Annotated in this window: 17 protein-coding genes; all 17 read right to left on the bottom strand. The window is 60.8% G+C overall.

Going from position 1 to position 20,074, the window contains the following annotated elements; all coding sequences use genetic code 11:
* Positions 1–263 (bottom strand): translation initiation factor IF-2 N-terminal domain-containing protein (locus HMPREF2836_RS09390; protein ID WP_246822790.1); only part of this gene is annotated, 263 nt, incomplete at its 3' end.
* Positions 264–482: 219 nt separating this feature from the next.
* A complete protein-coding gene (locus HMPREF2836_RS01130; protein WP_070629115.1) occupies positions 483–824 on the bottom strand; it encodes a YlxR family protein in 342 nt (113 codons plus the stop codon).
* 253 nt (positions 825–1,077) lie between these two features.
* A complete protein-coding gene (gene nusA / locus HMPREF2836_RS01125; protein ID WP_070594115.1) occupies positions 1,078–2,163 on the bottom strand; it encodes a transcription termination factor NusA in 1,086 nt (361 codons plus the stop codon).
* 109 nt (positions 2,164–2,272) lie between these two features.
* Positions 2,273–2,944 carry a ribosome maturation factor RimP gene (gene rimP, locus HMPREF2836_RS01120; protein ID WP_049341694.1) on the bottom strand — a complete coding sequence of 224 codons (672 nt, stop codon included), beginning with the start codon at positions 2,942–2,944 and terminating at the stop codon, positions 2,273–2,275.
* 100 nt (positions 2,945–3,044) lie between these two features.
* Positions 3,045–4,877 (bottom strand): proline--tRNA ligase, encoded by a 1,833-nt coding sequence (locus HMPREF2836_RS01115; RefSeq protein ID WP_070594113.1) that lies wholly within the window; start codon positions 4,875–4,877, stop codon positions 3,045–3,047.
* A 112-nt stretch (positions 4,878–4,989) separates the two neighbouring features.
* The gene (locus HMPREF2836_RS01110) at positions 4,990–6,228 is read right to left on the bottom strand and encodes a GNAT family N-acetyltransferase (protein ID WP_083309137.1); all 1,239 of its coding nucleotides are present in this window, start codon (positions 6,226–6,228) and stop codon (positions 4,990–4,992) included.
* Positions 6,229–6,432: 204 nt separating this feature from the next.
* Positions 6,433–7,575 carry a flavodoxin-dependent (E)-4-hydroxy-3-methylbut-2-enyl-diphosphate synthase gene (gene ispG, locus HMPREF2836_RS01105; protein WP_044142245.1) on the bottom strand — a complete coding sequence of 381 codons (1,143 nt, stop codon included), beginning with the start codon at positions 7,573–7,575 and terminating at the stop codon, positions 6,433–6,435.
* Positions 7,576–7,714: 139 nt separating this feature from the next.
* On the bottom strand, positions 7,715–9,070 hold the full coding sequence (locus HMPREF2836_RS01100; RefSeq protein WP_070629112.1) for a M50 family metallopeptidase: 1,356 nt from the start codon (positions 9,068–9,070) through the stop codon (positions 7,715–7,717).
* 215 nt (positions 9,071–9,285) lie between these two features.
* The gene (locus HMPREF2836_RS01095) at positions 9,286–11,334 is read right to left on the bottom strand and encodes an ABC transporter ATP-binding protein/permease (protein ID WP_070629110.1); all 2,049 of its coding nucleotides are present in this window, start codon (positions 11,332–11,334) and stop codon (positions 9,286–9,288) included.
* 9 nt (positions 11,335–11,343) lie between these two features.
* On the bottom strand, positions 11,344–12,534 hold the full coding sequence (locus HMPREF2836_RS01090) for an efflux RND transporter periplasmic adaptor subunit (RefSeq protein WP_070629109.1): 1,191 nt from the start codon (positions 12,532–12,534) through the stop codon (positions 11,344–11,346).
* A 210-nt stretch (positions 12,535–12,744) separates the two neighbouring features.
* Positions 12,745–13,599, bottom strand: a complete 855-nt coding sequence (locus HMPREF2836_RS01085; RefSeq protein ID WP_070629107.1) for a hypothetical protein — start codon at positions 13,597–13,599, stop codon at positions 12,745–12,747.
* 497 nt (positions 13,600–14,096) lie between these two features.
* Positions 14,097–15,422: a 1-deoxy-D-xylulose-5-phosphate reductoisomerase gene (dxr, locus tag HMPREF2836_RS01080; RefSeq protein WP_070616831.1), complete on the bottom strand. Its 1,326-nt coding sequence runs from the start codon at positions 15,420–15,422 to the stop codon at positions 14,097–14,099.
* A gap of 188 nt (positions 15,423–15,610) precedes the next feature.
* Positions 15,611–16,198, bottom strand: a complete 588-nt coding sequence (locus tag HMPREF2836_RS01075) for a cell division protein DivIVA (protein ID WP_049341682.1) — start codon at positions 16,196–16,198, stop codon at positions 15,611–15,613.
* Between the two features lie 216 nt (positions 16,199–16,414).
* Positions 16,415–17,323 carry a phosphatidate cytidylyltransferase gene (locus HMPREF2836_RS01070; protein ID WP_005507071.1) on the bottom strand — a complete coding sequence of 303 codons (909 nt, stop codon included), beginning with the start codon at positions 17,321–17,323 and terminating at the stop codon, positions 16,415–16,417.
* 7 nt (positions 17,324–17,330) lie between these two features.
* Positions 17,331–17,888: a ribosome recycling factor gene (gene frr, locus HMPREF2836_RS01065; protein ID WP_005507069.1), complete on the bottom strand. Its 558-nt coding sequence runs from the start codon at positions 17,886–17,888 to the stop codon at positions 17,331–17,333.
* Between the two features lie 296 nt (positions 17,889–18,184).
* Positions 18,185–18,928 carry a UMP kinase gene (pyrH, locus tag HMPREF2836_RS01060; protein ID WP_005507067.1) on the bottom strand — a complete coding sequence of 248 codons (744 nt, stop codon included), beginning with the start codon at positions 18,926–18,928 and terminating at the stop codon, positions 18,185–18,187.
* Between the two features lie 195 nt (positions 18,929–19,123).
* Positions 19,124–19,954 (bottom strand): translation elongation factor Ts, encoded by an 831-nt coding sequence (tsf, locus tag HMPREF2836_RS01055; protein WP_005508816.1) that lies wholly within the window; start codon positions 19,952–19,954, stop codon positions 19,124–19,126.
* Positions 19,955–20,074: the final 120 nt, after the last annotated feature.

Below are 20,074 nucleotides of genomic sequence, written 5' to 3'. Positions count from 1 at the left end.
GCGGGCTTGGGTGCCGGCTTAGCGGCAGGCTTAGCCGCTGCGGGCTTGGGAGCCGGCTTAGCGGCCGACTCTGCGGGACCTGCCTTTGCGGCAGGCTTAGCGGCTGCGGCGGGGAATTCCGCGCGCAGCTTCTTCAGAACCATGGGGTTCAGGGTGGAAGAGGAGCTCTTAACGAACTCGCCCATATCCTTGAGCTTGGCGATAACTTCCTTGGAAGGTACGCCTACTTCTTTAGCAAACTCGTGTACTCGAGGCTGAGCCAAATTTTCTCCATTCCCGGTCCGCACCGGGAATGGTGCGGACACTAATGTTTACGGGGTGCACGCCCGAAGGCGCGCCAATTCGTGAAATTGCCGGTGGGTGAGCACGAAAGGGTACTCATTTCGCGGCACTCATTAGATATCCATCAGTTTTCTGACTCGCTTTCAGATAAGAAGTCGTCAAACTCGTTGACTTACAGAGGGCATATACCCGAAAAGCGTCTACGAGGGGGTCGAGTCCGCAATCACGGCTCGAATCTGCTCGCAGCACGCCTGCAGCTGGGCTGCAGGGACCGCTTTTTTGAAGGCGCGCGCCAGACCGTTCTTTTTCTGCAGAGCGGCTACGCACTTTTCGCTCGGATGGATCCAAGCGCCTCGTCCGGGCATAGTTCCCGCCGTATCGGGCTGATAGGGCGGGGTTTCCGCCTGCTCGGTAGCAGACGTGACGGGTGTGCGGGCGATGCGCAGCAGGTTGCGCTGTTCATCGCGGGCACGGCATCCGATGCAGGTGCGGACCGGTCCTTCAAACGCTTCGGAGGTTGCGGTGAGGTCGTGATTGCTCATGGTCCTCTCCCCTCTCTAGCGTGTGTGCAGAACCGCGTTCGCAGTACATTCGTGATGCTCTATCCGGTGTGTGCGAGGGCGCGTTAAAGCGCCCGGTTACACACCGGCACATCTTAATAGTGTATCCCGTTTTTAAGAATCATGGGCAAAACTGTGACGCAGGCGCAAGAACACCGGGCACGTACCTGCCCGATATCTTGCGCCTGCATCAAACGGATATGCCGCGGGATACGCCCCTCACCGGGGCTAATGCTTATTCAGCGTTCTGTGCGGACTCTTCTGCTGCCTCTTCAACTGCAGCTTCTTCAGCCAGGCTACGAGCCACGCGAGCTGCAACCTCTTCCTCGGCACGAACCTGAGCGTACTTGGACTCGGAGAGAATATCGATACGCCAGCCGGTCAGCTTCGCTGCCAGGCGCGCATTCTGACCCTCACGGCCGATAGCCAGGGACAGCTGATCGTCCGGAACCACGGCACGAGCGGAGTACTCACGCGGGTTCGCGATAATGACCTCGGTGACCTTCGCCGGGGACAGCGCCGCAGCGATGAAGGTTGCCGGATCGGTCGAGTAGTCGACAATGTCAATCTTCTCGTCGTTCAGCTCGGCAGCAACCGCACGCACGCGGGCACCCATATCGCCGATGCACGCACCCTTAGCGTTAATGGTCGGGTTCTTCGCGGACACAGCAATCTTGGAGCGGTGGCCAGCTTCACGTGCGATGGAGTTAATGGAAACCAAGCCCTCAGAAATTTCGGGAACCTCGTGCTCGAACAGGCGCAGAACCAGGTTCGGGTGCGAACGAGAAACCACAATCGAGGGGCCCTTCGGGCCGCGGCGAGCCTCAACCAGGTAGGCGCGCAGGCGGGTACCGTGCAGGTACTTCTCGCCCGGAACCTGCTCGTTGCTGGGCAGAACAGCCTCAACGGTGCCCAGGTCAACCTGAACCATACGCGGGTTGTTGCCCTGCTGAATCACGCCGGACACCAGGGTGCCCTCACGGTCCTTGAACTCACCCAGAACGGATGCGTCCTCAGCGTCACGCAGACGCTGCGACAGAACCTGACGGACGGTTGCGGCAGCGATACGGCCAAAGTTGTTCGGGGTATCGTCGAACTCGTCAATCTTCTGGTTGTCCTCATCAAGCTCAGGAGCCAGAATGACGAACTCGCCGGTGGTGCGGTCGATGACGGCACGAGAGCCCTTAATAGCGCCGGGCTGCTTCATGTATGCGAGCAGCAGGGCGTTCTCAACCAGGGTGAAGAGCTCCTCCATGACGAGAGAGCGCTGCTTCGCCAATGCGCGCAGTGCGCCCAGGTCAATAGTTTTAATATCCTCCACGCTTTTCAGCCTTTCCCAGTTAGCACGGCGCCGGGACGCTTAGTGCGCCCCGGCTCCCGAACGGTATATACCTGGCACGGAGCACCCCGTGCCTGAAGCTTTAATAACTCTATTCTACCGGCTCAGCAGGCGAATTGAAGTCAATCTCGACGTGAGCAGAAGCAATATTTTCCCACGGAAGCAAAGACGGCTCGTGGTAGGACTCCTTCTGGCCCTTCTTCGTGTTCTTCTTACGAGCCAGCACCGGCCCCTCATCCTGCACCTCGTGCAGACGCGCCAGGTACTCGGTGCCGTCGGGTGCGGTGACCGCAATCAGGCGGGTGCGGGCACGCTCCCAGTGGCGGCGCTCGGTCAGGGCGCGGGTAGCGCCGGGCGAGGACACCTCCAGCTCGTAGGGGAAGAACTCGTCGTTTTCATCCGCACGATCCAGGGCGCTCGAAATCGCACCGGAAATCTCCGCGAGGGAATCCAGCGACAGCGAATCGGTACGCTCAGCGGTGTAGTCCACCGTAATCTTCACGGTGCGGTTCGCCGCCGGGCCCGAAATCTTCAGGCCCTCCAGCACCAGCGAGAATTCGGAGATAACCGGGGCAATCGCCTCGGCAACTTCTTCCTCACGGATCGCGCGGGTACCCACGCGCACCGGTGCCTCCACCACGGGCTCACTCTCAACGCGAGTGCGGGGAGTGTTCACACCATTGGCCACGCGGGATGCGGCACGGCGAGCGCGCGCATTCGGGGCGCTCTTCTTAGAGCCAGAACGCTTCGGCTTGTATGCCATAGTTCTCTTCTTTCATTCTTCCGCCGCTTGCTCTGCCCCACCTCTTGGGAGGCGGGGCAGGTGGCGATGGTTTTACGTTTTTGCGGGCTAGTGGCGTGCCTTAGGCGCCGCGCACCTCAGCGATGACCTCAGCCACCGCATTCTCGACGGACACCTCGCGAGCCTCACCGCTGCGGCGGTCCTTCAGTTCCAGCACGCCGTCCTTGAAGCCGCGACCAATCACCAGGATGGTGGGCACACCCAGCAGCTCGGCGTCGCCGAATTTCACGCCGGGGCTGGTCTTCGGGCGGTCATCCAGCATGACCTGCAGGCCGGCGGATTCCAGGGATGCGCTGAGCTCTTCAGCGTACTCGTGGGATGCTGCGTCCTTGCCGGTGATGACAATGTGCACGTCTGCCGGTGCCAGGTTACGCGGCCAGATCAGGCCCTTCTCGTCGTGGTTGCCCTCGGCGATAGCAGCCAGTGCGCGGGTCACGCCCACGCCGTAGGAGCCCATGGTCACGGTCTGCAGCTTGCCGTTCTGGTCCAGGACCTTCAGGCCCAGTGCCTCAGCGTACTTGCGGCCCAGGGCGAAGATGTGGCCCATCTCGATGCCGCGGGCTGCCACCAGTTCGCCGGAGCCGTCCGGTGCCGGGTCGCCTTCGCGTACCTCGCACGCCTCAATGACGCCGTCGGCGGTGAAGTCGCGGCCGAAGACCAGGTTCGCCACGTGCTTGCCCTCTTCGTTTGCGCCGGTCACCCAGCGGGTACCGCGCACCACGCGGGGGTCGACGAAGAAGGGAATGCCGGTTGCGGAAGCTACCGCATCCTCGTCCTCGGTGTGCGCACCGAACAGGGGCGCGTCCAGGCTCAGGCCGGGGCCAATGTAGCCCTTGACCAGCTGCGGGTATGCCTTCAGGTCCTCTTCGCTGGCTGCCTCAACCTCAACCTCGCCGCCGATGCCCAGAAGGGCGCCGATGTTGACCTCAACGCGGCCCAGGTCCACGGCACGGTCACCGGGAACGCCCACGGCGAAGACCTTACGCTCACCGGAGGGGGTGATGACGGTGCCCAGGAAGCACTTGAGGGTCTGCGAAGCTTCCAGGGTGCCGCCGGTCACCTCGGAGTGCAGTTCGTTCATGCGCTCCACCAGGGTCTCAATGGTGGCAGAGTCGGGGGTGTCCACGACGATTGCCGCCGGGGTGTCCTCGGTGATTTCGATTTCCTCGGGAACCACGGTGGTGACGGCCTCAACGTTTGCCGCGTAGCCGCCCGCGGAACGCACGAAGGTGTCCTCACCGATGGGGGTCGGGTGCAGGAACTCTTCACTGCGGGAGCCACCCATCGCGCCGGACTGTGCGGTCACAATGACAATCTCCAGGCCCAGGCGCTCGAAGATGCGCTGGTAGGCGGCACGGTGAGCCATGTACGCCTCGTTCAGGCCCTCATCGTCAATGTTGAAGGAGTAGGAGTCCTTCATAACGAACTCGCGGCCGCGCAGCAGGCCCGCGCGGGGGCGCGCCTCATCGCGGTACTTGGTCTGAATCTGGTACAGGTAAACCGGAAGGTCCTTGTAGGAGGAGTACAGGTCCTTCACCAGCAGGGTGAACATTTCCTCGTGGGTGGGGGCCAGCAGCATGTCTGCACCCTTGCGGTCCTTGAGGCGGAAGAGGTTATCGCCGTACTCGTCCCAGCGGTTGGTTGCTTCGTAGGGCTCGCGGGGCAGCAGTGCGGGGAAGTGAACTTCCTGCGCACCAATGGCGTCCATCTCTTCGCGGATGATGTTCTCGACCTTGCGCAGTACCTTCAGGCCCAGGGGCAGCCAGGTGTACACGCCGGGGGCTGCGCGGCGGATGTAACCGGCGCGGACCAGCAGCTTGTGGCTGGCGACCTCAGCGTCTACGGGGTCCTCGCGCAGAGTGCGCACGAAGAGGTTGGAAAGGCGAAGTACCACGATTCTCCTTGAAAGGTCGATAGGTTTAGGTAGGGTGCCCGAGGCTCACCGGGTGAGCCGTGAAAAAGGCACAGCCGTCTTTAATTTTATAGCGTTTTAAGGTTCGGCGTGTTTAGCGCTCAAAAATGATGGTCGAGAACTGCCCAATCTGCTCCCAACCGGTCCCCCGGTACATGGCAAGAGCATGGGCGTTGTAGTCGTTCACGTACAGGCTCAAATGCGGGTAGCGGCGCTGCAGAACCTGCGCGGCGGAGGCAAAGAACGGCTTAGCCAGACCGCAGCCGCGGTAGTCCGGATGTAGCCACACGCCCTGCACCTGCGCGGCGTCCAGGTTCACGATGCCCGCATCCGCCTTGAAGATAACCCGCCCGTTCACGTCGGTGACAATGGCGCTACGCTGACCGGCAATGAGCGTGCGCAGGCGCGCCGCATAGCCGTCACCGTAGCGGGCAACCGGGTCGAAGCCGACCTCCTCGGTGAACATGGCGGCCGCGGCGGGCAGAAGCTCCCCCAGGTCCGCGGAGGTGGCAAGGCGCGCATACCCGGCAGGCTCACCGCTGAGTTGAGAAGCGCCGGCGGGGCTCTGCCCCGGCTTGAGGGGCTCGGGTTTGATGGGCACGGGTTTGAGAGGCGCGGGCAGGTGCGCCGGCAGCTCAGGAAGCTCCACGGCGTAGAAGCGGGCGAGGTCCTTCTCCGGCGGCAGATACAGCAGCGGCTGATTGGGACGCTCCGACAGAACCCGCGCACGGTGATCGCAACCGTCACCCAGGCTCGGCTGCAGCATCTGCAACAGCGGGCTCTTACCACCGCGAGTCTGCTCGCACAGCTCCTGCATGCGCGTCCACAGGGGCATCACGAAGGTGCTCTCACCGAACATGGAATCCAGGCGAGAACCCACCTGCAGTAGCAGCTGAGCCAGCGCGTCACGATGCGCGAGCGCCGTAGCATCCAGGGTGGTGGCATCAGAGGTTTCTACACGTTCGGCAACATCATGTTCGACCGCAGCACCGCACAGCCGCACCGGCACCACATTCGAACCCAACAAAAGCACACAGCACAGCTGCCCATCCCGCTCACAACCCACAAAACCCTGATAGTAGTGCAGCGGAATACGCGGGGACCTCACCGGAAGAGGGCACGCCAAATAATGCTCAATGGAGTACAGATTCGGGACCGGGTCACTGAACAGGACCTCCTCCAGCTCATCGCACCACCGAGCATCCAGAGCAAAAACGTGTTCCTTCACGCAATCAGGCATAGGGGAAGAGCCCATCGACGAAACAGCAGCAGACGAAGCAGCAGCACGCCGGGCACGATTAGCCTTACGGCGGCGAGAAAAAAGAGTGAACATGACCTGTTGAGTGATAGAGAATGAGCGACAAAAAAATAAGTGAAAACACGGGGACACGCACCCCCGAAAAAGCAACCGGATCCTGCGGCCACAACCGGCAGCGGCAAGCACCAAGCCTGCCACCACCATAACCAGACATAACCGGACATCACCGGAAAAGCGCGGAGGCGCCCTCACCAGGGCGCCTCCGCGCACAAAAGCTAACTAGCTCACCGAAACAGCCGGGGAACCCTCGGGAACGTACTCGCCCGAAGCCTCCATCTCAGCAGCAATACGGGTCGCCTCTTCAATCAGAGTCTCAACAATCTGATCCTCAGGCACGGTCTTAATGACCTCACCCTTCACGAAAATCTGGCCCTTACCGTTACCGGACGCCACACCCAGGTCAGCCTCACGAGCCTCACCCGGACCGTTCACCACGCAACCCATCACGGCAACACGCAGCGGAACCTTCATGTGCTCCAGGCCCTTAGTCACGTTCTCAGCAAGCTCCCACACGTTCACCTGCGCACGACCACACGACGGGCACGAAACGATATCCAGCTTGCGGGGGCGAAGGTTCAGCGACTCCAGGATCTTGGTGCCCACCTTCACCTCCTCAACCGGAGGAGCAGACAGCGACACGCGAATAGTATCGCCAATACCCTGAGACAGCAGAGTACCAAACGCCACCGAGCTCTTAATAGTGCCCTGGAACGCCGGACCAGCCTCAGTAACACCCAGGTGCAGGGGCCAGTCACCACGCTCAGCAAGCTGACGGTACGCCTCCACCATTACCACAGGGTCATTGTGCTTCACAGAAATCTTGAAATCACGGAAACCGTGCTCCTCAAAGAGCGACGCCTCCCACACAGCAGACTCAACCAGAGCCTCCGGAGTAGCCTTACCGTACTTCTCCAACAGACGCTTATCCAGCGAACCAGCATTCACACCAATACGCAGAGAAACGCCGTGGTCCGAAGCCATCTGAGCGATTTCCTTCACCTGGTCATCGAACTTACGGATATTACCCGGGTTCACACGCACAGCACCGCAACCAGCCTGAATAGCCGCATACACGTACTTCGGCTGGAAGTGAATATCAGCAATCACCGGAATACGGGACTGCTTCGCAATAATGGGCAGAGCCTCCGCATCCTTATCAGTCGGGCACGCCACACGCACAATATCGCAACCGGCAGCGGTCAACTCAGCAATCTGCTGCAGAGTCGCACCAATGTCGTGGGTCTTAGTGGTCGTCATCGACTGCACCGAAATCGGAGATTCAGAACCAACACCGACAGAACCCACCTTAAACTGGCGAGTCTTACGACGCGGGGACAGAACCGCGGGAGCGGGCTTCGGCATACCAAGGCTGACCGACAAGGTTTTCCTCCATACATGGGTTATGAAGGACGTACGACGCATCCTTCGTTCAACTTTTTATTGTGCCACTGACGCGAAAGAAAGCACTAATACGGGTACCCTTACCGCGTGTGACAACACACTAAAACAGGGTGATGGGCTTAACAATATCCGCCACAATCAGAATGACAGACATCACAATGAACGCGCCCGCCACCACATACGTCAACGGCAACAACTTCACCGGATCAAACGGACCCGGATCCTTACGCCCAGTCAAACGTGCAAAGAAACGACGCACACCCTCCCAGAGCGCACCCAACACGTGGCCACCATCCAAAGGCAGAAGCGGAATCAGATTAAACGCAAAAAGCATCAAATTCATATTCGCCACCAGCGAGACCAACATCGCAGCCTTCGCCTTCACATCAATACGGTCAGTAGCCGTCACCTCACCGGCAATACGACTCACACCAACCACAGACACCGGCGACTCAACACTACGCTCACCACCAGTCACCAAAGTCACCGTCAACTCCCACACACGCTGCGGCAACGACAACATCGACGAACCCACACGAGAGAGCGTATCGCCCACCATCGCAGGCACCTCAGTAATAGAACCAGGCACCAACTCACTCGACGGCGAAACACCCACAAAACCGCCGCGAGTCGTCGCAATCGAACCATCCGCAGCACGCGCATACTGGCCCTTACCATCAGAAACCGGGCGGATCATCTCAACCGGAGTCACCGACAAATCCAGACGCTGACCATTACGCTCCACCGTCAAAGTGCTCGGATGAGAACCCGCCGCACGAATCGCCGAAGACACAGCCTCCCACGAACCCGTCGACGCACCATTCACAGCAACCACACGGTCACCCACCTGCACACCAGCAGCCTTCGCCGGCGACGGGGTGGACTTATCCGTACACTCGCCATAGCTAATCGAATCATGAGTAACATTCACGCTCGGCACGCACTCAGACACCGCCGACACCTTATTCGTCACCTGCGCCGTACCAAAACCACAAATCAGCACAGCAGTACACACCACACCAATCAGCAGGTTCATGGTCGGGCCACCCAGCATAATCACCATGCGCTTGAGCACCGGCAACTTATAGAACAGGCGGTCCTCATCACCGGGCTTCATGCGCTCAGCATCCGCCGCACGCGCCTCCTCAGCCAAGGACGCAAACGGGCTGGTACTGCCCGAATGGCCCTCCTCATGGTGCTCCTTCACCTCCGCAGGGCTCGGCGGGTACATGCCAATCATCGAAATGTAACCGCCCAACGGGATCGCCTTGAAACCGTACTCAGTCTCGCCGCGGCGGAAAGAGAACACGGTCTTACCGAAGCCAATCATGTACTGCGGGACGCGCACATTGAACAGCTTCGCGGGCACCAGATGCCCCACCTCGTGCAGGGCAATCGAGACGGCAATAGCGATTGCCATGAGGATAATGCCCACAGCGTACAGCAGGATTTCCACGCTTTTTCTCGTTTCGGTTCGGGGATACGAAGCTTCTAGGATACTCGCTTAGCCTGTGAAGGCGCCCTCCCCCGCTTTCTTTTGGGCTTGTTTGGGACGCGTTGAGGAGGGGCGGTATTCGTCCTCGTTCCTACAGGGGCACCCACCCTCGCTTCGCTTCGGGCACCCTGATGTCACTACGGACGACACCGCCCCTCCGCCCCTACTCAACGAGACTAGCCGGCCGCCAGGGTCTGTGCCGGATCAATACGCGAAGCCTTCGCCGCCGGGTACAGACCAGCCAACACACCAACCAGCGCACCAGCGCCCAGGCCCAGCAGGATAGTGTCGGCACTAATAATCGGCGTCCAACGGTTCATCAAAGACACAATCGAGATGCCGTTAACCGCCAGCACAATACCAGCCACAGCGCCCAGGATGCCGGTCAGCAGCGCCTCCGCCGAGAACTGCAGCAGAATACCCGAAGGGCGCATACCAATAGCCAGACGCAAACCAACCTCACGGCGACGCTCCATCACCGCAACCAGGAACGTATTCATAATGCCCATCGCACCAATCACGAGGGTAATAACGCTCATGGCTATAAGCATGGTGCGTTGCTGCTGGTCGACAGCCTCACGAAGAGTTTTCGGCTCGGGCGGAACACTCACGCTATACAGGGCGGGACGTTCCGGCGAGAGCGCGTACGGTGCTTCCTCCGCAATCTGGTTTGCGGCACCGGCAACAGTACTCACCACAATCTGAGTGGAACGCTTACCGGTCTGCGCCGCAACGGCACCGCCACCGGCAGCGGGCTGCGCTTCTTCAACATCGGCACCAGGCTTCGCACCCAGAGGCAGGTAGACCGAACCGTACGACAGAGTCAGCGAGGGATTCTCCCGCACCACACCGATGACGGTGTACGGCTCATCATGAATATAGACCGTAACTCCGGGGCTATAGGGTAGCCCGAGCTGGCGCATCACGCTTTCGCTGAGCACCACGACCTTATCGTTCCGCTCCACATGCCCCTCGTCGAAGGTGCGACCCCACACCAGTTCATGACCCTGCACGCTAAAGATGCTGGGGGTTGCCGCAAGGACAGCAGCCGCCACGTTCGCGCCGCGCTCACCGAAGTTGTCTGGGCCGCGCTGAATATCTGCGGATTCATACAGCTGATCCACCAGCGCGGTACCGGTCACTCCGTTCAGCTGGCTAACACGCCGGTAGTTCTCACTTGCCGCCAGGCTCAATAGTTCAGCCCGGCTCATGGATTCGGTTCGGGTCGAGCTTATCGTCAGGTGCTTAGCCCTAAAAATGTCGAAGCTGTCAGCCAGCTGCCCAGAAATGGTGGCGGTCAGACCAACAGTCAGCACGAGCGAAGCGATACCCAGAACCACACCAAGCATGGTGAAGATATTGCGCCTCACCCGGTGCACGGTAGCGTCCCAGGCTTCTTTGAGGGAGGCGAGCGCCCAGGGTGCACGACCACTGCCCTGCGGCTTAGAAACTTGTTCCTCAGCAAAGCTAGGCAGGTTCAGAGACGCGCGGGCGGTCGTTTCTTCCTGCCGCTGTGCATCCTGCTCGATGAGCTGCCCCTCGTGCATACGTAGCACCCGGTCGCAGTGCTCCGCCACTAGCGGGTCGTGAGTAATCACAATCGTGCTTTGCTGGTCACCCGTACATTCGCGGAGCAGGTCAATGACTTCACGGGTGAGCTCTTCATCCAGCGAGCCGGTCGGTTCATCACAGAGCAGCAACGCCGGTTCCCCAATGAGCGCACGAGCAATAGCCACACGCTGCTTTTCACCGCCTGAGAGAGTGGTGATGGGTGCATCCGTCCGGTGGCTCAGCCCCAGCAGGGCGAGAGTGTCTTCAACCCGTTGTGCTCGTTCCGCTTTGGGCACGCCACGGTAGATGAGCGGTAGCTCAACGTTGCGGTACACGTTCTTATGCTCGATGAGGTGGAACGCCTGGAAGACGAAACCGATGCTGTCCAGGCGCGCTTCAGCTCGCTGTGCCGCGTTGAAGGTTGCGGTGTCTGTACCGTCCAGCAGGTAGCTGCCGGAGGCGGGCGTGCTGAGCAGACCGAGGATGTTCAGCAGGGTTGATTTGCCGCTGCCGGACGGTCCCAGGATTGCGACGACTTCTCCGTAGCGGACTTTCAGGTCAATATTTTTGAGCACGTCAATTCGAGTGTCCCCCTGCATAAAGTGCTGGGACACTCCCTGAATATCGACGCTATAGGCTGGTGGGTGCGCGTGAGCGGCGCGGGAGTCAGTCATGGCTACTCCCTACTTTTTCTCGCGCATGATTTTGACGCTGTCGCCTTCGTGCAGGTCACCGGTGATGGCGTTCTTGCCGTTGGCGTTGCTGATGACGGTAACGGTTACCTCGCGTTCTTCGCGGGCCTTCGATCCGTTGGAGCTTTCGGGGCCGAGCACGATGACTCGGGTCTGTCCGTCACGGGTGTAGAGCGCCGATGAGGGCACGACCAGGTGCGCTTCGGGGGTTTCTTCGAGGGTGAGTTCCGCGTTGACGGCGCCTCGGAGGCTGTCCGCCTTATCCCCTACGTCGAGGGTGAGGATGCGTTCCCCTTCGGTGCTTCCTGCCGCACCGGCTGCGCCGTTGAGGTTGGAGCCAGCTGCGCCTTCTGCACCATTAGCCTGGCGACCGGCCTGGCTGTTGCCTGCGGCGCCAGCAGCTTCAGAAGTGTTCTTGTAGCCGAGGGTTGCGACGTACTCAGTATCGCCGAGGGAGGGCACGGTTACCTTCTGACCGCTACGAGCTTCGGGGGTGAGCCTGCCGGTGGTTCCGGTGCAGCTGAGAGTCTTGTTACCTTCTGCGATGGTGGCTACGGGACCGTCCGCGATAGCGCCGGTTGCGCGGGGGTTGCCGGTGACGACTCCGGCACGGTTGATGATGAGGAAGTAGCGGGCGGGAATGGGCTGGTCAGTCTTGACGTGCGCGTAGCCGAGGCTGTCGAGGAGGTTGTTGAGAGCCTCGTAGGTGTCTTCGGTAATGCGCGCGGGCTGCGGGCCCTGACGTCCCATGGCGGTCAGTGCCTCGTTGAGGAGTGCGGCGTCGGGGCCGCTATCATCGAGTTTGAGATCGCGGTAGAGCGCGAAGCCGCCGGTGAGGGTGATGAGAGGTTCACCGTTGACTTCTGCGATGAGGGTTCCGTTGCCGACGGTGTCACCGTGTTTGATGGTGATTGCGGTGTACTGTCCTTCGCCGCTGTAGCGTAGCGGGGTTGAGGTGGCGTAGTTCGCGGTGCAGGTCAGGGGCACGGTGGTGCGTAGTTTTTCGCGGGTGACCGTGGCGGTGATGGTGGAGGGGTCCGGGGGTGCCGCTTCTGCGTCTTTCTGGGCGGTGGTTTTGATGTTTTGGGCGCTGATGAGCGTACCCACGGTGATGATGAGAAGCAGGGCGATAATGCCGTAGAGCCAGAGGGTTTTCTTCTGACGGTTGGGGGTGGCGCTCATGGGGTCCCTTCTTTGGGTGCGCGTACGGGAACGCTATTGTCTGTGCCGTTTGGGCTTAAGCGGCGGTGCCGTGTGGGGTTAGTTTGTGCCCGGCACGGGGATACGTGCCGGGCACAATACGCTGTGACGAGGTGCAGCCTCCATGGCTACTCTGTACGCCTGTTCCTGGTTAGTCCGGTCTAGATAGCCCGGTCTGATTAGTCCGGAGGATTAGCTCAGAATCTTTCGGGCGTTTTCTTCAGCGGTTTTCTTGATCGTGGTCACCTGCTCGATGAGGCCCTGCTCCTTTTCGAGGAAGGAACTCAGGTAAGCGATAGCAATCTTTCGCTGTTCGGCATCCAGCCCGGTTGCTTCACGGCAGGTCGCATCGTTGATTGCCAGTTCGTGGGTGTCTTGGTTGTTCTGGCGGTACTGTTCGCGAGCCATAACCGGCGTGGTGTAGTCTCCCCCGAAGCGTTCCTTCATACACTGTGCCCATTTCTCGGTGGCGGGCCCAAGGTCTTTGAAGATTGCGTCGTTGTTGAGGTAGTGAACCGCAGTGACGTAGACCTTTTTTATGGTCGCGCGGGATTCTTCTGAACCGAAGACTGCGCGGGTGGCTTCTTGTTGGCAACCGCCCTTTCCTTCGGTGCCGTAAAGAGCCTGCATTTCAGCGTCGCTCATAGTACGGCTCTGCTCTTCCAGTGCTGTAGTAGCCAAAGAGTAGCGCTCTTCGTATCCGCGAGCGCGGGCGTCCGCAACGGTGAGAGGTTCAATATCAGCCTGCAGAAGCAGCGAGATTTCAGTTTTTCCGGCAGGAACCTTGTAGTTCGGGAATCCTCGTTCAGCCATGCACTGGCTCAGGGAACGCTGGTAGGCACGGGCAACGTTGTCAGAAAGTGAGGCGAGGTTCTCTACTTTTTCGATAGCTTGACTATCGGGGTTCTTGGAGGCGCTATACGCCTTCTCAGCGTTAGCGGAAGCCGAGGAGTCGGCACTGGGCTGCCCGGATGCGCAGGAGCTAAGCACCAGGGTTAGCGGGAGTATAGCCCCGGCGAGGGTTCGTAGGGTGTTCTGTCGACGCATAGGGGCACTTCCTCGTGAAATATAGCTGCATCTTTGTCCGCTCGTTCAGGGGCTCTTCGTTGTTTGCCCTTGAGAGAAGATGATTTGAACACTAGCCTACTATGCGCCGGGGGGGGAGGCAAGGGGGAACGGTGTTTATCCTCGCCTCTCTGGTGGGGATGGCACGCCGCGTGTTTTTCTTTCGGGATACGGTTGGGGGGGACGGTGTTCGTCCTCATTCTGCACCATAGCGTTTGGGGAGGCACGCCGCATGTTTCCTCCGCGCCTAGCAGGGGCACCCGTCACCCGGACGCTCCGCTTTCTCCTTGCTTCGCTGCGGAGAGCGTCCGGGCTGACACCCTGAGGGCGCATCCGGAAAACACGGCGCGCCACCTCCGGTAGCCTAGCGTGCGTGTGGAGGGGCGGTGTCGTCCGAAAGTGACATCAGGGTGCCCGAAGCGAAGCGAGGGCGGGTGCCCCTGTAGGAACGAGGACGAACACCGCACCGCAGAAGCGATTTAGCGTCCGGGCATACCCAGCAGCTCATTCGCGCGAACGCGAGCCCAACGCTCCGCGTTCAGTACAGCCTCCAGAGTCAAATCAGCGTCAGAGACAGCCTCAGCGCTGCCGGTGTGCTCCTCCAGCACGCGTGCGACCGAATCGACAATGTCGGTAAAGCGAATCGCGCCCGCATGGAATGCAGCGACGGCTTCCTCATTGGCGGCGTTGAACACTGCCGGGTGGGTGCCGCCGATCTTACCGGCGTCCTTAATCATGCGCACGGCGGGGAATGCTTCCTCGTCCAGCGGCTCGAAAGTCCAGGATGCCGCCTTCGACCAGTCGCAGGCGGGCACGGCGCCGGGGATGCGGTGCGGCCAGGTCAGACCCAGCGCGATGGGCAGAACCATACTCGGCGGCGACGCCTGCGCGATAGTGGAGCCGTCCACGAACTGCACCATGGAGTGCACGACGGACTGCGGGTGAACCGCCACGTCAATACGGTCCAGGTCCACGCCGAACAGGTGGTGCGCCTCAAGCACTTCGAGTGCCTTGTTGACCATGGTTGCCGAGTTGGTGGTGACGACCAGGCCCATGTCCCAGGTGGGGTGTGCGAGTGCCTGCGCGGGGGTCACGTCGTGCAGCTGTTCACGCTTGTAGCCGCGGAACGGGCCGCCCGATGCGGTGAGGATGAGTCGGTCGATTTCTGCATCGGTTCCGGAGGCGAGCGCCTGCGCGAGGGCGGAGTGTTCGGAGTCGACAGGCACCATGGGGGTGTTCAGGGGGGATGCGTCGACGGCGGCGCGTACGAGCGGGCCGCCTGCGATGAGGGATTCCTTGTTGGCCAGTGCCACGCGGTAGCCGCTGTTGAGGGCGGTGAGGGTCGGTTCCAGGCCGATGGAGCCGGTGATGCCGTTCAGGACGGTGTCTGCCGGGTGTGCTGCGGCCTGTACGGATGCTTCGGCGCCGTGGGCGATTTGCGGGGTGTAGCCGGTGGCGCCGGCTTCGGAGGCTGCCGCTTCGATGAGTTCGCGGAGGCGCTGTGCGTCGTCGGCGGTGCCGCTGGTGGCGACCAGTTCGGCACGCACGTGCACTGCCTGGCGTGCGAGCAGTTCGAGGGATCGGGAGCCTGCGGAGAGGGCGACGACCTTCAGCGGTGCGTCGGCGGCGGAGGCGCTGGTGCCTTTGAGCGCGGCGAGGTGGTCGATGACTTCCAGGGCTTGGGTGCCGATGGAGCCGGTTGAGCCGAGGAGGGTGACGCGCTGCGGTGCGCGGGTGAGTTCTGTGAGGGCGTCGGTGAGTCGGTCGCGGCTGCCGCCGACGCGTGCTGAGGATCCAAACTTCATGGTTCTAGTGTCTCATGAGCTCGCGGGTGCGTTCGGGTACTGGCGCCGCCTCTCATGTTAGAAGGCCCAGCGTAGACGAACCCCAGAATAGATGAACCCCAGCATAGATGAGCCCCAGCTTAGAAGACCCCAGCGCAGAAGAATCCCCCACCCTGTCATACGGGGCGGGGGATTCAACACTTCACGTTTTAGAGCAGATCCTGCAGCAGCTCAATGCAGCGGTCCAGGAAAGCGTCCACCTGGGATTCCTCGTAGCTGACGGTGCCCGAGGCGGGACGGAACTTTGCGTGGCGCACCACGGAGGGGTCCAGCGGCTCCTCGCTGTTGAGCTGGGCGTACACGCGGTCGCAGATGGCGTCCACGTCGCCGACGAAGTAGCCCATGTGGCGGCGCTTGCTGGGGCGGCGGAAACGCTCACCGGCGGGGCGTTCCAGGCGGCCGGCGAGCAGCTCGCCGGTTTCGACGAGGGAGCGTTCCCAGTTGTCCAGGCCGTACGCCTCAATGTAGCGGCTGCGTTCGAGCTTGGCGAAGCGTTCCTCAATCTTTTCGAGGGCGCGGTCGACCACGTCCAGCTGGTAGCCGCCGGGTTCTTCACGGAAGACGACCTGGCGGATTCGTCGGGAGGTGTAGAGGTCTTCGGGCAGTTCGGAGGCTCCGCTGAGCTTCTCGTAGTCCTCGGCGAGGCGGGTGAACAGGCGGTCTACTTCACTACGCTTGTAGCCGGGTTCGGTTTCTGCTGCACGGGCAAATCCGCCTCCGCGGGTGGTGCTTGCCAAGGTGGGCTCCTCTCGACGATTGAACTTTAAGAATACCAATGCGCAGGCTACCTGACGCAAGGTTGGCGGGCGGTGTCTTAGATATAGTCCCTTGCTTTCCTGACTTCTGCGCCCCTATTCAGCGGGTACAGCAAAGCCGGATACAGCAAAGGCGGGACGCCCCTCCCCCACCTGTGGGAAGAAACGCCCCGCCTCCGAGCAATAAAGCTTGAAGCTTTAGAGCGGCATAATAAACCGGAAAATCAGGCAACCAGCCGCCGCAGCGAAAAGAATCGAGTCCAGGCGATCCATCATGCCGCCGTGACCGGGCAGAATATTCGACATGTCCTTCACACCCATACGGCGCTTGAACACGGACTCCACCAAGTCGCCGGCAGTCGAAGCGACCACCATGACCGCAGCCAGCGGAATAGCCCAATACCAGGGCGAACCCATGACCGCCAGGGCGATAGCACCAACCACCGCCGAGCCGACGAAGGAGCCAGCCAGGCCCTCCCAGCTCTTCTTCGGGGAGATCTTCGGCGCCATCGGGTGCTTACCCCAATTCACGCCGGCAATAAAGCCGAACGTGTCATTGCAGATAGCCATCAGCAGAATCATGAGGACGCCGCGCTCGCCGTGGTCGGTCTGGAAGTAGACCATGGCGATGCCCAGCATCAGCGGCACCCACAGCAGGGCGAGGGCGCTACCGCTCAAAGACTTACCCAGTGAGACCTGACGGTCAGCACGCACGAGAGCAGAAGAGAGCAGCAGCACCAGCAGGCTCACCGCCAGGGCGATGCCCAGACCGGTAAAACCGAACAGGTAAGACACCGCCACAATCGCGCCGGACAGGCCACCGAGCAGATACTCCGGGATGCCGTAGCCGCGGCGGGTGTTGAGCACGTGCCCAATCTCCCAGGCGCCCAGGCCAGCCGCAGCAGCTGCAATCGCCACAAAAATCGGCTGGTAGATCAGACCGAGCACCAACAGCACGCCGAAACCAACACCCACGCCAATGGCGGCGGGCAGGTTACGGCCTGCTTTGGCGCTACGCGACTTCACGGGGGTTACCGCCGTCTGCGGGCTCTGCTGTGGAGCCGGCTGTGCGCCTCTCTCTTCTTTCGCTTCTTTGCGTGCACTCATTTGGGGTTTAGACCTCGAGCAGTTCAGCTTCCTTGTGCTTGTACAGTGCGTCGACCTGGTCGATGTGCTTCTTGGTCAGTGCGTCCAGTTCCTTCTCAGCGCGTGCGCCTTCGTCTTCACCGATTTCGCTGTCCTTGACGAGCTTGTCGATAGCGGTCTTAGCGTGGCGGCGGACGTTACGGATGGAGACACGGGACTCTTCAGCCTTGTGGTTGACGAGCTTGGTGTATTCCTTACGGCGCTCAGCGGTCATTTCGGGCATGACCACGCGGATAGCTGCACCGTCGTTGCTGGGGTTAACACCCAGGTCGGAGTCGCGCAGAGCCTTCTCGATAGCTGCCAGTGCGGTCACGTCGAAGGGAACAATCTTGACGGTACGTGCGTCCTCAACGTTGAAGGACACCAGCTGCTGCAGCGGGGTCGGTGCACCGTAGTACTCTGCGGTCAGGCCGCTGAAGATTGCGGGGTTCACACGACCGGTACGGACCTTAGCGAACTCAGTCTTGGTTGCTTCGATGGTCTTTTCCATCTTCTCGCCGGCTTCGGCAAGGATTTCTTCGATCACGAAAGGATCTCCTTTGTCGGAATTCTGGGGTGCCAGAATTGTCGGTGGGCGTTCGCTCAGCCCTCATGATTCCCTACCGGCTCCACGGCGCATCCGAGGCAAAAACCTTAGGAATAACACAAAGTCGGCGGGAAAGAGGCAGAACGTCGTATTTGATATAAGTCTAGACGGTACCGGCGGGCATAAGCGAGTTTTAGCGCTCACCCGCGCGGTACCGTCCAGAATAAGTCCGCGCTATCGAGCACGGTCACAATCAGAGGGGGCATCAGGCATGCCCCAACCTAAAAATTTAGGTGTTAGCGAGTAACGAGGGTACCCATCTTCTCGCCCAGAATTGCGCGGGTCACGTTGCCCTCGCCCTGCATGCCGAACACGCGCATGGTCACGTTGTTGTCGCGGCACAGGGAGAACGCGGTCTGATCCAGCACGCGGATGTTACGCTGCATAGCCTCATCGTAGGTGAGGTTGTACAGGCGCTCAGCGTTGGGGTCCTTGTTCGGGTCAGCAGTGTAGATGCCATCCACGCCGTTCTTAGCGACCAGCACCTCGTCCGCGTGGATTTCCAGGGCACGCTGCGCAGCCACAGTGTCGGTGGAGAAGTAAGGCAGACCCGCACCAGCACCGAAAATCACGACGCGGTCCTTCTGCATGTGGCGGATTGCGCGGCGAGGAATGTAAGTCTCAGCAACCTGCGGCATGGTGATAGCCGACTGAACGCGGGTGTCAATACCCTCCTGCTCCAGGAAGTCCTGCAGAGCCAGGGAGTTCATCACGGTGCCGAGCATACCCATGTAGTCTGCACGGGAGCGGTCCATACCCGCCTGAGAGAGTTCAGCGCCGCGGAAGAAGTTACCGCCACCAATCACAATGGAGGTCTCAACTTCGCCAACGGTTGCGGCGATCTGCTTAGCGATGCTGCGCACGACCTCGGTCGAAATACCAACTTCACCGCCACCAAAAACCTCACCGGAAAGCTTGAGCAAAACGCGGCGGCGGCCGGTCTCGTCACGGTGCATCGGGCGGGGATTCGCTTCAGTCATGGTTCCTCCAGTGGCTTACCTAGGGGTTGTTATAGGTGATCGGGGCGGACTCCTGCCGCCTAGTCCTTATCAAGGATACAGCAAAGCCGGGTAGCCACCAGTGGTGACTACCCGGCTTCAGGCTATAATCCCAACCTCATACGATTTCCCTTACCGGGAACCCGCAATACGGAAGGGCAGAACTGCAGCGAGTCCTTATGCGCCCACGCGGAAACGTGCGAATGCGGTAGCGGTTGCGCCAGCCTCGGACAGAACCTGTGCGACAGACTTCTTGGAGTCCTTTGCGAAGTCCTGATCCAGCAGGGTGTTCTCCTTGAAGAAGCCCTTCAGGCGACCCTCAACGATCTTGTCCAGAATCTTCTCGGGCTTGCCCTCAGCGATTGCGGTCTCGCGAGCAACGCGCTTCTCGGTCTCGATCTGGTCTGCGGGGATGGACTCGGAATCCAGGTACTTGGGGCTCATTGCAGCAATGTGAACTGCAACGTCGTGTGCGATCTCGTCGGTGTTCTCACCGGAGACAGCCAGCAGAACGCCAACCTGTGCCGGCAGGTCCTTGGAGGTCTTGTGCAGGTAAACTGCAACGTTCTCGCCCTCAACGCGTGCAACGCGGCGGACAACGATCTTCTCGCCGAGCAGTGCACCAGCGTCGGTGGTCAGCTCCTCAACGGTCTTGCCCTCGTAGGATGCAGCCTGCAGCTCTTCCAGGGTGGAAGCGTTAGCAGCAATAGCAGCCTCGAGCACGTTCTGGCCGAAAGCGATGAAGGGGTCGGACTTTGCCACGAAGTCGGTCTCAGAGTTGACCTCGATCATGTAGCCAACGCCGTTCTCAACGCGTGCAGCTACCAGGCCCTCAGCGGTTGCGCGACCCTCGCGCTTGGTGATGCCCTTCAGACCCTTAACGCGGATGATCTCAGCAGCCTTCTGCTGGTCGCCGTTAGCCTCGTCCAGAGCCTTCTTGACGTCGAGCATACCTGCGCCGGTCTTCTCGCGCAGTGCCTTGATGTCTGCTGCGGTGTAGTTCGCCATTGTGAACTCCTTGTGTTGCTGTAATAAATCGGGATGACATCCCGGTGGTACAAATGGCGGACGGCGCCGCGCCCAGGTCAGGGCGGGCGCCGTCCGAACGTGGTCCCCACGGGCGGGGGC

Source organism: Rothia sp. HMSC065C12 (genome assembly GCF_001812085.1).
Taxonomy (GTDB): Bacteria; Actinomycetota; Actinomycetes; order Actinomycetales; family Micrococcaceae; genus Rothia; species Rothia mucilaginosa.
The sequence above is the reverse complement of the archived record's forward strand: the minus strand, read 5'-3'. Positions and strand labels throughout refer to the sequence as shown.